Consider the following 15564-nt stretch of genomic DNA (forward strand, 5'->3'; position numbering starts at 1 on the left):
AACATTAAAATGGTTGTCACCCTGATCAAGCCGATCGCCATGGAAGACGGCCTGCGCTTCGCAATTCGCGAAGGTGGTCGTACCGTTGGTGCTGGTGTTGTAGCAAAGATCGTCGAATAATCGATTGATCTGTCCCCGTCAGGCCGGCATAATGGTCGGCCTGATTTTGTTCTAGGTCAGTAGCTCAATTGGCAGAGCGACGGTCTCCAAAACCGTAGGTTGGGGGTTCGATTCCCTCCTGACCTGCCATTTTCTAACGAATTTGGCGTGTCTTCTCACAGGATCCTAGTTCATGAATGTTAAGGCTGAAGCCAAAGACTCTCGTTTTGATCTGCTGAAGTGGATCGCGGTGGCCCTGCTTGTGGTCGCCGGAGTGGTCGGTAATCAGTACTTCTCCGGTGAGCCGATTCTGTATCGTGTTGTTGCTGTATTGGTTCTGGCAGTTGTTGCTGCTCTGATCGCTCTGCAAACAACGAAAGGTCAGTCGTTCTTCGGCTTGGCCAAGGAAGCTCGCGTCGAGATTCGCAAGGTTGTCTGGCCGACTCGTCAGGAAACCACGCAGACCACGCTGATCGTCGTCCTTGTCGTCCTGGTGATGGCATTGGTGCTTTGGGGGCTAGATTCGCTCCTCGGTTGGCTTGTGTCGTTTATTGTAAGCTGAGATAGGGTGTCCCGTGGCTAAGCGTTGGTACGTTGTGCATGCTTACTCGGGTTACGAGAAGCATGTAATGCGTTCGCTGATCGAGCGCGTAAAATTCGCCGGAATGGAAGATGACTTCGGCGAGATTCTGGTCCCCACCGAAGAAGTGGTGGAGATGCGTAACGGCCAGAAGCGTAAGAGTGAGCGTAAGTTCTTTCCAGGTTATGTGCTCGTGCAGATGGAAATGAACGAGGCGACTTGGCACTTGATCAAGGATACGCCGCGCGTGATGGGCTTTATTGGCGGTACCGCCGATAAGCCTGCACCGATCACCGAAAAAGAAGCTGATGCGATTCTGCGTCGTGTCGCTGATAGCGGTGATAAGCCCAAGCCGAAGACTCTCTTCGAGCCGGGTGAGATGGTTCGTGTTGTCGATGGTCCGTTCGCTGACTTCAGTGGCGTCGTCGAGGAAGTGAACTACGAGAAGAGCCGTATCCAGGTGGCGGTGACCATTTTCGGTCGTGCCACCCCGGTCGAGCTGGAGTTCAGTCAGGTCGAGAAGTCGTAACTGACAAACGCATCCCATACCCCGCAGCCATAGGCTGCGGGGTTTTGTTGTCACTGGGATAAACAGGCAATAGTCGGGGAGCTTAACGGCGCTAGAACCCGTAACTGGAGTAGCTAATGGCTAAGAAAATCACGGCTTATATCAAGCTGCAAGTAAAGGCCGCTCAGGCCAACCCGTCGCCACCCGTCGGCCCTGCTCTGGGTCAGCACGGTGTGAACATCATGGAATTCTGCAAGGCGTTCAACGCCAAGACTCAGGGCATGGAACCTGGTCTGCCGACTCCAGTGATCATCACTGTGTACAGCGACCGTAGCTTCACGTTCGAAACCAAGAGCACCCCGGCCTCCGTTCTGCTGAAAAAAGCAGCGGGTCTGACCAGTGGCTCGGCTCGTCCGAACACTGTCAAAGTCGGCACCGTGACTCGTGCTCAGCTCGAAGAGATCGCCAAGACCAAACAGGCTGATCTGACTGCAGCTGATATGGATGCAGCCGTGCGTACCATCGCCGGTTCTGCTCGTAGCATGGGCCTCAACGTGGAGGGTGTGTAATGGCTAAGCTGACCAAGCGCCAAAAGGCTATCGCGGCCAAGATCGAGCCGGGCAAAGCCTACAGCTTCGTCGACGCTGCTGCGTTGCTGGCTGAAATTTCCGCCGTCAAATTCTCCGAGTCCGTTGATGTTTCCATCAACCTCGGCGTTGATCCGCGTAAATCCGACCAAGTCGTTCGTGGTGCAACCGTTCTGCCTAACGGCAGCGGGAAAACCGTTCGCGTTGCTGTCTTCACCCAAGGCCCGGGCGCTGAAGCTGCTCTGGCTGCCGGCGCTGACCGCGTAGGCATGGACGACCTGGCTGCCGAAATGAAAGGCGGCGACCTGAACTATGACGTAGTCATCGCTTCTCCGGACGCCATGCGCGTTGTTGGCCAGCTGGGCCAGGTACTCGGCCCACGCGGCCTGATGCCTAACCCGAAGGTCGGCACCGTAACTCCGGACGTAGCCACTGCAGTCAAGAATGCCAAAGCTGGTCAGGTACGTTTCCGTACCGACAAGAACGGCATCATCCACGGTTCCGTTGGCAAGGTTGGCTTCGACGCCGACAAGCTGAAGCAGAACGTGGAAGCCCTGCTGGCTGATCTGAAGCGCCTGAAGCCGTCGACCTCGAAAGGCGTCTACGTCAAGCGCGTGACTCTGAGCACCACTATGGGCCCAGGTCTGCTGATCGACCAAGGTTCGCTGGACGCTTAATGCATGACGGCAGGCGCACTTTGTGCGCCTGCCGCAAAAAATTGGGGTCCCTGCCTGGCGGGGGCTATCCAAGACCGTAGGGGGCGAAAGCCTCAAACACGAAGAGCGATCTTCAACCCTACGCAGATGGTGCTCCCGATTCTTACCGAATCAGACACCAAAACGCCGTCCGGCTTAGGTCGGGCGAAACGGTAACATCCAGGAGTAAACCCGTGGCAATTAAACTCGAAGACAAGAAGGCCATCGTCGCTGAAGTCAACGAGGCTGCCAAAGCTGCCCTGTCCGCTGTCGTGGCTGATGCCCGTGGCGTGACCGTAGGTGCTATGACCGGACTCCGTAAAGAGGCCCGCGAAGCTGGCGTATACGTACGTGTTGTACGTAATACCCTGCTCAAGCGCGCCGTTGAAGGCACTCAGTACGACGTGCTCAACGACGTGTTCAAAGGCCCGACCCTGATCGCTTTCTCCAACGAACATCCGGGCGCTGCTGCTCGTCTGTTCAAAGAGTTCGCCAAGGGTCAGGACAAGTTCGAGATCAAGGCAGCTGCGTTCGAGGGTCAGTTCCTCGCAGCCAATCAGATCGATGTACTGGCAACTCTGCCGACTTATGACGAAGCCATTTCCCAGCTGATGAGCGTGATTCAAGGCGCTACCAGCAAACTGGCTCGTACTTTGGCGGCTGTTCGCGACCAGAAAGAAGCCGCTGCCGCTTAAGGCACGTCATTCGTTCTCGCGCTTATTTGTTTAATTTGACGGTCGCGAAGACTGTCCCCCAATACAGGAATTAGAGTCATGGCTCTGTCTAACGAAGACATCATCGAAGCAATCGGCCAGAAAAGCGTTCTGGAAGTTGTTGAACTGATCAAAGCAATGGAAGAGAAGTTCGGCGTTACCGCTGCTGCTGCTACCGTTGCTGCTGCTGGCCCGGCTGCTGCCGCTGCTGAAGAGCAAACCGAGTTCAACGTCATCCTGGCTGAAGCCGGCGACAAGAAAGTGAACGTCATTAAAGCCGTTCGCGAACTGACCGGTCTGGGTCTGAAAGAAGCTAAAGCAGTTGTTGACGGCGCTCCTGGCATCGTTAAAGAAGGCGTGTCGAAAGACGAAGCCGAAGCTGCCAAGAAAGCTCTGGAAGAAGCAGGCGCCAAAGTCGAGCTCAAGTAAGCGACGACCTTGCGTCTACAGCCCGCGCTATTCGCATAAGGCTGACGGCTGGTGGCTCTTGCCACCGGCCTTTTTCCGTTCTAACTCGGCTATTTGATAGTCCTGGCCTGGAACGTGAAATACCCACCAACGAGGTGGAGCAAACTTAGGGTTTGCACGAGTTTCTGGCTGCTCCCGTCGGAGGAGCCAAATAAGCAGGTGACCAAGCTGGGGAACGCTGATGGCTTACTCATATACTGAGAAAAAACGTATCCGCAAGGACTTTAGCAAGTTGCCGGATGTCATGGATGTGCCGTACCTCCTGGCCATCCAGCTGGATTCTTATCGCGAATTCCTGCAGCAGGGCGCGAGCAAGGACCAGTTCCGCGACATCGGTCTGCATGCGGCCTTCAAATCTGTATTCCCGATCATCAGCTACTCCGGCAACGCTGCTCTGGAATATGTCGGCTATCGCCTGGGCGAGCCGGCGTTCGACGTCAAAGAGTGCGTGCTGCGTGGCGTGACCTTCGCAGTGCCGCTGCGCGTGAAAGTGCGCCTGATCATTTTCGACAAAGAATCGTCGAACAAAGCGATCAAGGACATCAAAGAGCAAGAAGTGTACATGGGCGAAATTCCGCTCATGACCGAGAACGGTACCTTCGTCATCAACGGTACCGAGCGCGTCATCGTTTCCCAGCTGCACCGTTCCCCAGGTGTGTTCTTCGACCACGACCGTGGCAAGACTCACAGCTCGGGTAAGCTGCTGTACTCCGCGCGCATAATCCCTTACCGCGGTTCATGGTTGGACTTCGAGTTCGATCCGAAGGACGCCGTATTCGTACGTATCGACCGTCGCCGCAAACTGCCGGCTTCGGTGCTGCTGCGCGCGCTGGGCTATAGCACTGAAGAAGTGCTGGATGCTTTCTACACCACCAACGTATTCCACGTTAAAGGCGAAGGCCTGAGCCTGGAGCTCGTACCACATCGTCTGCGCGGTGAAATCGCCAGCCAGGACATTCTGGATGGCGCCGGCAAGGTGATCGTCGAGCAGGGTCGTCGTATTACCGCTCGCCACATCAACCAGCTGGACAAAGCCGGTATCAAGGAGCTGGACGTACCGTTCGACTACCTGATCGGCCGTACCACTGCCAAGGCGATCGTGCACCCGGCTACCGGCGAAATCCTCGCTGAGTGCAACACCGAGCTGTCGGTCGAGCTGCTGGCGAAGATCGCCAAAGCTCAGGTCGTACGCATCGAAACGCTGTACACCAACGACATCGACTGTGGTCCGTTCATCAGCGACACGCTGAAGATCGACAGCACCACCAATCAGCTCGAAGCGCTGGTCGAGATCTACCGCATGATGCGTCCTGGCGAGCCACCTACCAAGGATGCCGCCGAGACCCTGTTCAACAACCTGTTCTTCAGTGCCGAGCGTTACGACCTGTCCGCCGTAGGCCGCATGAAGTTCAACCGTCGTATCGGTCGTACCGAGATCGAAGGTTCGGGCGTATTGAGCCGCGAAGACATCGTTGAAGTTCTCAAGACTCTGGTCGACATTCGTAACGGCAAAGGTATCGTCGATGACATCGACCACCTGGGTAACCGCCGTGTACGTTGCGTCGGCGAGATGGCCGAGAACCAGTTCCGTGTTGGCCTGGTGCGCGTTGAGCGCGCGGTCAAGGAACGTCTGTCGATGGCCGAAAGCGAAGGCCTGATGCCGCAGGATCTGATCAACGCCAAGCCGGTTGCGGCAGCGGTGAAAGAGTTCTTCGGTTCCAGCCAGCTTTCTCAGTTCATGGATCAGAACAACCCGCTTTCCGAGATCACCCACAAGCGCCGTGTTTCCGCACTTGGCCCGGGCGGCCTGACTCGTGAGCGCGCAGGCTTCGAAGTCCGCGACGTACACCCGACTCACTACGGTCGTGTGTGCCCGATCGAAACGCCAGAAGGTCCGAACATCGGTCTGATCAACTCCCTGGCTGCCTATGCCCGCACCAACCAGTACGGCTTCCTGGAAAGCCCGTACCGCGTTGTTCAGGAAGGCAAGGTCACCGACGAGATCGTGTTCCTGTCCGCCATCGAAGAGGCTGATCACGTGATCGCTCAGGCTTCGGCCACGATGAACGACAAGAAGATGCTGATCGACGAGCTGGTAGCTGTTCGTCACCTGAACGAGTTCACCGTCAAGGCGCCGGAAGACGTCACCCTGATGGACGTTTCGCCGAAGCAGGTTGTTTCCGTTGCCGCCTCGCTGATCCCGTTCCTCGAGCACGACGACGCCAACCGCGCGTTGATGGGTTCGAACATGCAGCGTCAGGCTGTTCCGACCCTGCGTTCGGACAAGCCTCTGGTTGGTACCGGCATGGAGCGCAACGTCGCCCGTGACTCCGGCGTCTGCGTCGTGGCGCGCCGCGGTGGTGTGATCGACTCCGTCGATGCCAGCCGTATCGTGGTTCGCGTTGCCGATGATGAAGTCGAAACCGGTGAAGCCGGTGTGGACATCTACAACCTGACCAAATACACCCGCTCCAACCAGAACACCTGCATCAACCAGCGTCCGCTGGTGCAGAAAGGTGATGTGGTTGCGCGTGGCGACATCATGGCCGACGGCCCGTCCACCGACATGGGTGAACTGGCGCTGGGTCAGAACATGCGCGTCGCGTTCATGCCGTGGAATGGTTACAACTTCGAAGACTCCATCCTGCTCTCCGAGCGCGTGGTTCAGGAAGACCGCTTCACCACGATCCACATCCAGGAACTGACTTGTGTGGCCCGTGACACCAAGCTCGGCCCAGAGGAAATCTCTGCGGATATCCCGAACGTGGGTGAAGCTGCACTGAACAAGCTCGACGAAGCCGGTATCGTCTACGTTGGTGCCGAAGTCGGCCCTGGCGACATTCTGGTTGGTAAGGTCACCCCGAAAGGCGAGACTCAGCTGACGCCAGAAGAGAAGCTGCTGCGTGCGATCTTCGGTGAGAAGGCCAGCGACGTTAAAGACACTTCCCTGCGCGTGCCGACTGGCACCAAAGGTACTGTCATCGACGTACAGGTCTTCACCCGCGACGGCGTCGAGCGTGATGCGCGTGCTCTTTCGATCGAGAAGAGCCAGCTGGACGAGATCCGCAAGGACCTCAACGAAGAATTCCGCATCGTTGAAGGCGCGACCTTCGAACGTCTGCGTTCCGCTCTGGTTGGCAAGATCGCCGAAGGCGGTGCTGGCCTGAAGAAAGGTGCTGCGATCACTGACGAAGTGCTCGACGGTCTGGAGCGCGGCCAGTGGTTCAAGCTGCGCATGGCTGAAGATGCACTGAACGAGCAGTTGGAAAAGGCTCAGGCCTACATTTCCGACCGCCGTCAGCTGCTCGACGACAAGTTCGAAGACAAGAAGCGCAAGCTGCAGCAAGGCGATGATCTGGCTCCGGGCGTACTGAAGATCGTCAAGGTTTACCTGGCAATCCGTCGTCGCATCCAGCCGGGTGACAAGATGGCTGGTCGTCACGGTAACAAGGGTGTGGTCTCGGTGATCATGCCGGTCGAAGACATGCCGCATGACGTGCATGGCACGCCGGTCGACATCGTCCTCAACCCGCTGGGCGTACCGTCGCGTATGAACGTTGGTCAGATCCTCGAAACCCACCTTGGCCTCGCGGCTAAAGGTCTGGGCGAGAAGATCAACCTGATGCTCGAAGAGCAGCGCAAAGTCGCTGAGCTGCGCAAGTTCATGCAGCAGATCTACAACGAGATCGGTGGGCGTCAGGAAAACCTCGACGAGCTGAGCGATCAGGAAGTGCTGGCCCTGGCCAACAACCTGCGCAAAGGCGTGCCGATGGCGACCCCGGTGTTCGACGGTGCCAAGGAAAGCGAGATCAAGGCCATGCTGAAGCTGGCAGATCTGCCGGAAAGCGGCCAGATGCGCCTGATCGATGGCCGTACCGGCAACCAGTTCGAGCGCCCGACCACGGTCGGTTACATGTACATGCTGAAACTGAACCACTTGGTGGACGACAAGATGCACGCTCGTTCTACCGGTTCCTACAGCCTGGTTACCCAGCAGCCGCTGGGTGGTAAGGCGCAGTTCGGTGGTCAGCGCTTCGGGGAGATGGAGGTCTGGGCTCTGGAAGCTTACGGCGCCGCCTACACCCTGCAGGAAATGTTGACCGTTAAGTCGGACGACGTGAACGGCCGTACCAAGATGTACAAAAACATCGTGGATGGCGATCACCGTATGGAGCCGGGCATGCCCGAGTCCTTCAACGTGTTGATCAAAGAGATCCGTTCGCTCGGTATCGATATCGATCTGGAAACCGAATAACACGACGTGAATCGGCAGCGGGGCTTCACTCCCGCTGCCTGCTCCGCCAGGAGGAAAGGCCTTGAAAGACCTACTGAATTTGCTGAAAAACCAGGGTCAAGTCGAAGAGTTCGATGCCATTCGCATCGGTCTTGCTTCGCCTGAGATGATCCGTTCGTGGTCGTTCGGTGAAGTTAAAAAGCCGGAAACCATCAACTACCGTACGTTCAAGCCTGAGCGTGACGGCCTGTTCTGCGCCAAGATCTTTGGCCCGGTAAAGGATTACGAGTGCCTGTGCGGTAAGTACAAGCGCTTGAAGCACCGTGGTGTGATCTGTGAGAAGTGCGGCGTTGAAGTCGCCCTGGCCAAGGTTCGTCGTGAGCGCATGGCGCACATCGAACTGGCTTCTCCAGTTGCCCACATCTGGTTCCTGAAGTCTCTGCCGAGCCGTATCGGCCTGCTGATGGACATGACCCTGCGTGATATCGAACGCGTTCTCTACTTCGAGAGCTATGTCGTTATCGATCCGGGCATGACCACCCTCGAGAAGGGCCAACTGCTCAACGACGAGCAGTACTTCGAAGCGCTGGAAGAGTTCGGTGACGACTTCGACGCCCGCATGGGGGCCGAGGCTGTTCGCGAGCTGCTGCACGCTATCGACCTGGAGCACGAGATCGGTCGCCTGCGCGAAGAGATTCCGCAGACCAACTCGGAAACCAAGATCAAGAAGCTGTCCAAGCGTCTGAAGTTGATGGAAGCCTTCCAGGGTTCCGGCAACCTGCCAGAGTGGATGGTGCTGACCGTTCTGCCGGTTCTGCCGCCAGACCTGCGTCCGCTGGTTCCGTTGGACGGTGGCCGTTTCGCCACTTCCGACCTGAACGACCTGTATCGCCGCGTTATCAACCGTAACAACCGTCTGAAGCGTCTGCTCGACCTCTCGGCTCCCGACATCATCGTGCGCAACGAAAAGCGCATGCTGCAGGAAGCGGTCGACGCACTGCTCGACAACGGTCGTCGCGGTCGCGCCATCACCGGTTCGAACAAGCGTCCTCTGAAATCCCTGGCTGACATGATCAAGGGTAAGCAGGGTCGTTTCCGTCAGAACTTGCTCGGTAAGCGCGTTGACTACTCCGGCCGTTCTGTAATTACCGTAGGCCCGGCTCTGCGTCTGCACCAGTGCGGTCTGCCGAAGAAGATGGCTCTCGAGCTGTTCAAGCCGTTCATTTTCGGCAAGCTGGAAATGCGTGGTCTTGCGACCACCATCAAAGCGGCCAAGAAAATGGTCGAGCGCGAGCTGCCGGAAGTATGGGACGTTCTCGCCGAAGTGATTCGCGAACACCCCGTACTGCTCAACCGTGCACCAACGCTTCACCGTCTGGGTATCCAAGCCTTTGAACCGGTTCTGATCGAAGGTAAGGCCATCCAGCTGCACCCGCTGGTCTGTGCCGCGTACAACGCCGACTTCGACGGTGACCAGATGGCCGTTCACGTGCCGCTGACGCTGGAAGCCCAGCTTGAAGCGCGCGCGCTGATGATGTCGACCAACAACATCCTGTCGCCTGCCAACGGTGAGCCAATCATCGTTCCGTCTCAGGACGTTGTATTGGGTCTGTACTACATGACCCGTGAAGCCATCAACGCCAAAGGCGAAGGTCGCGTATTCGCTGACCTGCAGGAAGTCGACCGCGTATTCCGCGCCGGCGAAGCGTCCCTGCACGCCCGTGTGAAAGTGCGTATCAACGAAGTCATCAAAGATCGTGACGGCACTATCACCAAGAACACCCGTATCGTCGACACCACCGTCGGCCGTGCGCTGCTGTTCCAGGTTGTGCCGGCTGGCCTGTCGTACGACGTGGTCAACCAGTCGATGAAGAAGAAGGCGATCTCCCGTCTGATCAACCAGTGCTACCGCACCGTTGGTCTGAAGGACACCGTGATCTTCGCTGACCAGCTGATGTACACCGGTTTCGCTTATTCGACCATCTCCGGTGTGTCGATTGGCGTGAACGACTTCGTTATCCCGGATGAGAAGGCGCGCATCATTGACGCCGCCACCGAGGAAGTGAAGGAAATCGAATCGCAGTACGCCTCCGGCCTGGTAACCCAGGGCGAGAAGTACAACAAAGTGATCGACCTTTGGTCGAAGGCCAACGATGAAGTGTCCAAAGCGATGATGTCGAACCTCTCGAAAGAGAAGGTCATCGACCGCGATGGCAACGAAGTCGATCAGGAGTCCTTCAACTCCATGTACATGATGGCCGACTCGGGTGCTCGTGGTTCCGCCGCGCAGATCCGTCAGCTGGCCGGTATGCGTGGTCTGATGGCCAAGCCGGATGGCTCGATCATCGAAACGCCGATCACCGCGAACTTCCGCGAAGGTCTGTCGGTTCTGCAGTACTTCATCTCGACTCACGGTGCTCGTAAAGGTCTGGCGGATACCGCACTGAAGACCGCGAACTCCGGTTACCTGACTCGTCGTCTCGTCGACGTAGCCCAGGATCTGGTGGTGACCGAGATCGATTGCGGTACCGAGCAGGGTCTGCACATGACTCCGCACATTGAAGGCGGCGACGTGGTCGAGCCGCTCGGTGAGCGCGTACTGGGCCGTGTTATCGCCCGTGACGTGTTCAAGCCGGGCACCGAAGACGTCATCGTTCCGGCCGGTACTCTGGTCGACGAGCAGTGGGTTGAGTTCATCGAGCTCAACAGCATCGACGAAGTGATCGTGCGTTCGCCGATCAGCTGCGAAACCCGCTACGGCATCTGCGCCAAGTGCTACGGTCGCGACCTGGCTCGTGGTCACCAGATCAACATCGGTGAAGCTGTCGGCGTAATCGCTGCTCAGTCGATCGGTGAGCCGGGTACTCAGCTGACCATGCGTACGTTCCACATCGGTGGTGCTGCAAGCCGTACTTCGGCTGCTGACAGCGTCCAGGTGAAGAACGGTGGTGCGGTTCGCCTGCACAACCTCAAGCACGTCGAGCGTCTGGACGGCAACCTGATCGCGGTATCGCGTTCCGGTGAGCTGGCTATCGCTGACGAGTTCGGTCGTGAGCGCGAGCGCTACAAGCTGCCGTACGGTGCGGTCATCTCCGTGAAGGAAGGTGACAAGGTCGACGCTGGCGCTATCGTCGCCAAGTGGGACCCGCACACCCACCCGATCGTGACCGAAATGAAGGGTACCGTTACCTTCGTCGGCATGGAGGAGGGCATCACGATCAAGCGCCAGACCGACGAACTGACCGGTCTGACCAACATCGAGGTTCTCGACGCCAAGGATCGTCCGGCTTCCGGCAAGGACATTCGTCCGGCCGTTAAACTGGTCGATGCAAGTGGCAAGGATCTGATGCTGCCAGGTACTGACGTACCGGCGCAGTACTTCCTGCCTGCCAACGCCCTCGTCGGTGTTGCTGACGGTGCCCAGGTTGCGGTCGGTGACGTTATCGCCCGTATCCCGCAGGAAACCTCGAAGACCCGTGACATCACCGGTGGTCTGCCGCGCGTTGCCGACCTGTTCGAAGCGCGTCGTCCAAAAGAAGCTTCGATTCTGGCGGAAATCAGCGGCACCATCTCGTTCGGTAAGGAGACCAAGGGCAAGCGCCGTCTGGTCATCACGCCGACCGATGGCAGCGATCCGTACGAAGAGCTGATCCCGAAATGGCGTCACCTGAACGTGTTCGAAGGTGAGCAGGTCAACAAGGGTGAAGTTATCTCCGACGGTCCGAGCGATCCACACGACATCCTGCGTCTGCTGGGCGTCAGTGCGCTGGCCAAGTACATCGTCAACGAGATCCAGGACGTTTACCGTCTGCAAGGCGTGAAGATCAACGACAAGCACATCGAAACCATCCTGCGTCAGATGCTGCGCAAGGTCGAGATTGCCGAGTCGGGTGATTCCAGTTTCATCAAGGGCGACCAGATGGAACTGACTCAGGTGCTGGGCGAGAACGAGCGTCTGGTCGAGCAAGACAAGTTCATCGCCAAGTACACCCGCGTACTGCTGGGGATTACCAAGGCGTCGCTGTCCACCGAGTCGTTCATCTCGGCGGCATCGTTCCAGGAAACCACTCGCGTTCTTACCGAGGCGGCGGTTACTGGCAAGCGCGACTACCTGCGTGGCCTGAAGGAGAACGTGGTCGTGGGTCGCCTGATCCCGGCGGGTACTGGTCTGGCTTACCACAGCGAGCGCAAACGTCGTCGCGAGGCTGACAAGCCGGTGCGTGTGAGCGCAAGCGAAGTGGAAGCGGCGCTGACCGAAGCGCTGAACTCCAGCGAAAATTGAGAGCGTGCTCCGACTGCCTGGCAGTCGGGGCCGTATCTTGACTAGGGGGGCGAGTCTCTTTAGACTCATGCACCCCTAAATATGGCAGGGCATAAGCCCTGCCATTTATTTATGGTGTAAATAAATAGCGTCGAAAGACGGACAGTGGAGCTAGTAGATGGCAACTATCAACCAGCTGGTGCGCCAGCCGCGCAAGCGTATCGTCGAGAAATCCGACGTACCTGCGCTGCAGAACTGCCCCCAGCGTCGTGGCGTATGCACTCGCGTGTATACCACCACGCCGAAAAAACCAAACTCGGCACTGCGTAAAGTTTGCCGTGTGCGTCTGACCAACGGTTTCGAGGTTTCCTCGTACATCGGCGGTGAAGGCCACAACCTGCAAGAGCACAGCGTCGTGCTGATCCGTGGCGGTCGTGTAAAAGACTTGCCAGGTGTGCGTTATCACACCGTTCGCGGCTCGCTGGACACCTCGGGTGTCAAAGGTCGTAACCAGGGTCGTTCGAAGTACGGTACCAAGCGTCCGAAGTGATCGGTCGTCGGTACTAAATGCAGTTTCTAATTTTATTGAGTCGATAAGAGTAAGGTCGGGCGTAACCAAGCTGGTTGCAGTTCCGGGCTAACCTGAAGACCGTTTGAGGGCTTATCAAATGCCAAGACGTCGTGTAGCAGCCAAGCGCGAAGTGCTTGACGATCCAAAATACGGAAGCCAAATCCTGGCCAAGTTCATGAACCACGTGATGGAAAGCGGCAAGAAAGCCGTTGCCGAGCGTATCGTTTATGGCGCCCTGGACAAGGTTAAAGAGCGTAAGAACAGCGATCCCCTGGAAATCTTCGAGAAAGCTCTCGACGCCATCGCTCCGCTGGTCGAAGTGAAGTCGCGCCGTGTAGGCGGTGCTACTTACCAGGTTCCGGTCGAAGTTCGTCCGTCCCGTCGTAACGCCCTGGCCATGCGCTGGTTGGTGGATTACGCCCGCAAGCGCGGCGAGAAATCCATGGCCCTGCGTTTGGCTGGCGAACTGTTGGATGCTGCAGAAGGCAAAGGCGCTGCGGTCAAGAAGCGTGAAGACGTGCACCGTATGGCTGAGGCCAACAAAGCGTTCTCGCACTACCGCTTCTAATTTTAGCGTCACTCAATTTGCGAGGGCTTTATGGCTCGTACTACACCGATTAATCGCTACCGTAACATCGGTATCGTCGCTCACGTGGATGCTGGCAAAACGACCACCACCGAGCGCGTCCTTTTTTACACCGGCAAAAGCCACAAAATGGGCGAGGTGCATGATGGCGCCGCGACCACAGACTGGATGGTGCAGGAGCAGGAGCGTGGTATTACCATCACTTCCGCTGCTATCACCGCCTTCTGGAAAGGTTCTGAGAAGCAGTATAAAGACGAGCACCGCTTCAACGTCATCGATACTCCCGGGCACGTAGACTTCACCATTGAAGTTGAGCGTTCGCTGCGTGTGCTCGACGGCGCTGTCGTTGTGTTTTGCGGTACCTCGGGCGTTGAGCCTCAGTCGGAAACTGTATGGCGTCAAGCCAACAAGTACGGTGTTCCGCGTCTTGTTTACGTAAATAAGATGGACCGTGCCGGTGCTGACTTCCTGCGCGTTATCGGTCAGATCAAGCAGCGTCTGGGTCACACTCCGGTGCCAATCCAGCTCGCTATCGGTTCGGAAGACAACTTCCAGGGCCAGATCGACCTGATCAACATGCAGGCCGTGTACTGGAACGATTCCGACAAGGGTATGGTTCCTGTTCGCAAGGACATCCCTGCCGAGTTGCTGGAAGAAGCCGAAAAATGGCGCGGCAACATGGTCGAGGCTGCGGCCGAAGCCAACGAAGAGCTGATGAACAAGTACCTCGAAGGTGAAGAGCTCACCAACGAAGAGATCAAGCTTGCTCTGCGTCAGCGCACCATCGCTGGTGAAATCGTTCTGGCAGTCTGCGGTTCGTCCTTCAAGAACAAGGGTGTTCCCCTGGTTCTCGACGCCGTTATCGACTTCCTGCCTGCTCCGACTGACATTCCTGCTATCAAGGGTTCCAACCCTGATAACGAGGAAGAAGAGATGGAGCGTCACGCCGACGATAACGAGCCGTTCTCGGCTCTGGCGTTCAAGATCGCTACCGACCCATTCGTGGGTACTCTGACCTTCGTCCGCGTTTATTCGGGCGTGTTGGCTTCCGGCGACGGCGTGGTCAACTCGGTCAAAGGCAAGAAAGAGCGTGTGGGTCGTATGGTGCAGATGCACGCAAACGCCCGCGAAGAGATCAAAGAAGTACGCGCTGGTGACATCGCGGCTCTGATCGGCATGAAGGACGTCACCACTGGCGAGACTCTGTGCAACGCTGACAAGCCAATCATCCTGGTTCGCATGGACTTCCCGGAGCCGGTTATTTCGGTTGCCGTAGAGCCTAAGACCAAGGACGACCAGGAAAAAATGGGTATCGCTCTGGGCAAGCTCGCTCAGGAAGACCCGTCTTTCCGCGTCAAAACCGACGAAGAAACTGGTCAGACGATCATCTCCGGCATGGGCGAGTTGCACCTGGACATCCTGGTCGACCGTATGCGCCGCGAGTTCAACGTCGAAGCCAACATTGGTAAGCCTCAGGTTTCGTACCGTGAGCGAATCACCAAGAGCTGCGAAATCGAAGGCAAGTTCGTTCGTCAGTCCGGTGGTCGTGGTCAGTTCGGTCATTGCTGGGTTCGCTTTGCACCTGCTGACGAAGGTCAGGAAGGTCTGCAGTTCGTGAACGAAGTAGTGGGCGGTGTGATTCCGAAGGAATACATCCCGGCTATCCAGAAGGGTATCGAAGAGCAGATGAAGAACGGCGTTGTTGCCGGCTATCCGCTGATCGGCCTGAAGGCTACCGTGTTCGATGGTTCCTACCACGACGTCGACTCCAACGAGATGGCGTTCAAGGTGGCGGCTTCCATGGCGACCAAGCAACTGGCCCAGAAGGGCGGTGGTGAGTTGCTCGAGCCGATCATGGCGGTAGAGGTTGTTACCCCGGAAGACTACATGGGTGATGTGATGGGCGACCTTAACCGTCGTCGCGGCATGATCCTCGGTATGGAAGACACGATTTCCGGTAAGGTTATCCGTGCTGAAGTTCCGCTGGGCGAGATGTTCGGTTATGCGACCGACGTCCGTTCCATGTCTCAGGGTCGCGCTAGCTACTCCATGGAATTCAAGAAATACAACACAGCTCCGTCGCACATCGTCGAGTCTGTAACCAAAAAACAAGGCTGATTCAGCCCCTTTAAGCTAGGAGTTAATTGTCGTGGCTAAAGAAAAATTCGAACGTAACAAACCGCACGTCAACGTTGGCACCATTGGTCACGTTGACCATGGTAAAACCACTCTGACCGCTGCTCTGACTCGTGTCTGCTCCGA

Annotated in this window: 13 protein-coding genes and 1 tRNA gene; all 14 read left to right on the plus strand. The window is 57.3% G+C overall.

The annotated features are described in order from the left end of the window. Positions 1-120 (plus strand): EF-Tu C-terminal domain-related protein (locus BUC40_RS22350; protein ID WP_482811890.1); only part of this gene is annotated, 120 nt, incomplete at its 5' end. Positions 121-173: 53 nt separating this feature from the next. Next, positions 174-249, plus strand: a tRNA-Trp gene (locus tag BUC40_RS22355). A 43-nt stretch (positions 250-292) separates the two neighbouring features. Then, a complete protein-coding gene (gene secE, locus BUC40_RS22360) occupies positions 293-661 on the plus strand; it encodes a preprotein translocase subunit SecE (RefSeq protein ID WP_073269004.1) in 369 nt (122 codons plus the stop codon). Positions 662-674: 13 nt separating this feature from the next. Beyond that, positions 675-1208, plus strand: coding sequence for a transcription termination/antitermination protein NusG (nusG, locus tag BUC40_RS22365; RefSeq protein WP_073269005.1), 534 nt, complete (start codon positions 675-677; stop codon positions 1206-1208). A 116-nt stretch (positions 1209-1324) separates the two neighbouring features. After that, entirely contained in the window at positions 1325-1756 is a 432-nt protein-coding gene (gene rplK, locus BUC40_RS22370) for a 50S ribosomal protein L11 (RefSeq protein WP_025167734.1), read from the plus strand. Beyond that, positions 1756-2451 (plus strand): 50S ribosomal protein L1, encoded by a 696-nt coding sequence (rplA, locus tag BUC40_RS22375; protein WP_073269006.1) that lies wholly within the window; start codon positions 1756-1758, stop codon positions 2449-2451. Before rplK ends, rplA begins: the two co-directional genes overlap by 1 nt. A gap of 212 nt (positions 2452-2663) precedes the next feature. Next, a complete protein-coding gene (gene rplJ, locus BUC40_RS22380) occupies positions 2664-3164 on the plus strand; it encodes a 50S ribosomal protein L10 (protein WP_073269007.1) in 501 nt (166 codons plus the stop codon). A 78-nt stretch (positions 3165-3242) separates the two neighbouring features. Continuing rightward, positions 3243-3611 carry a 50S ribosomal protein L7/L12 gene (gene rplL, locus BUC40_RS22385; RefSeq protein WP_073269008.1) on the plus strand — a complete coding sequence of 123 codons (369 nt, stop codon included), beginning with the start codon at positions 3243-3245 and terminating at the stop codon, positions 3609-3611. Between the two features lie 220 nt (positions 3612-3831). Then, a complete protein-coding gene (gene rpoB, locus BUC40_RS22390) occupies positions 3832-7905 on the plus strand; it encodes a DNA-directed RNA polymerase subunit beta (protein WP_073269009.1) in 4074 nt (1357 codons plus the stop codon). Positions 7906-7966: 61 nt separating this feature from the next. Next, positions 7967-12166, plus strand: coding sequence for a DNA-directed RNA polymerase subunit beta' (gene rpoC, locus BUC40_RS22395; protein ID WP_073269010.1), 4200 nt, complete (start codon positions 7967-7969; stop codon positions 12164-12166). A gap of 157 nt (positions 12167-12323) precedes the next feature. Then, positions 12324-12695 (plus strand): 30S ribosomal protein S12, encoded by a 372-nt coding sequence (rpsL, locus tag BUC40_RS22400; RefSeq protein ID WP_003186084.1) that lies wholly within the window; start codon positions 12324-12326, stop codon positions 12693-12695. Positions 12696-12813: 118 nt separating this feature from the next. Continuing rightward, positions 12814-13284 (plus strand): 30S ribosomal protein S7, encoded by a 471-nt coding sequence (rpsG, locus tag BUC40_RS22405; protein WP_073269011.1) that lies wholly within the window; start codon positions 12814-12816, stop codon positions 13282-13284. 30 nt (positions 13285-13314) lie between these two features. Next, a complete protein-coding gene (gene fusA, locus BUC40_RS22410) occupies positions 13315-15420 on the plus strand; it encodes an elongation factor G (protein ID WP_073269012.1) in 2106 nt (701 codons plus the stop codon). A gap of 31 nt (positions 15421-15451) precedes the next feature. After that, positions 15452-15564 (plus strand): GTP-binding protein (locus BUC40_RS22415; RefSeq protein WP_244154210.1); only part of this gene is annotated, 113 nt, incomplete at its 3' end.

Source organism: Phytopseudomonas punonensis, from assembly GCF_900142655.1.
In the GTDB taxonomy this organism is placed as follows: domain Bacteria; phylum Pseudomonadota; class Gammaproteobacteria; order Pseudomonadales; family Pseudomonadaceae; genus Aquipseudomonas; species Aquipseudomonas punonensis.

Excerpts from the sequence above, each read along its gene's own strand:
- secE (WP_073269004.1), top strand. The coding sequence starts at position 293 with ATGAATGTTAAGGCTGAAGCCAAAGACTCTCGTTTTGATCTGCTGAAG.
- rplK (WP_025167734.1), top strand. The coding sequence starts at position 1,325 with ATGGCTAAGAAAATCACGGCTTATATCAAGCTGCAAGTAAAGGCCGCT.
- rplA (WP_073269006.1), top strand. The coding sequence starts at position 1,756 with ATGGCTAAGCTGACCAAGCGCCAAAAGGCTATCGCGGCCAAGATCGAG.
- rplL (WP_073269008.1), top strand. The coding sequence starts at position 3,243 with ATGGCTCTGTCTAACGAAGACATCATCGAAGCAATCGGCCAGAAAAGC.
- rpoB (WP_073269009.1), top strand. The coding sequence starts at position 3,832 with ATGGCTTACTCATATACTGAGAAAAAACGTATCCGCAAGGACTTTAGC.
- rpsL (WP_003186084.1), top strand. The coding sequence starts at position 12,324 with ATGGCAACTATCAACCAGCTGGTGCGCCAGCCGCGCAAGCGTATCGTC.
- rpsG (WP_073269011.1), top strand. The coding sequence starts at position 12,814 with ATGCCAAGACGTCGTGTAGCAGCCAAGCGCGAAGTGCTTGACGATCCA.
- fusA (WP_073269012.1), top strand. The coding sequence starts at position 13,315 with ATGGCTCGTACTACACCGATTAATCGCTACCGTAACATCGGTATCGTC.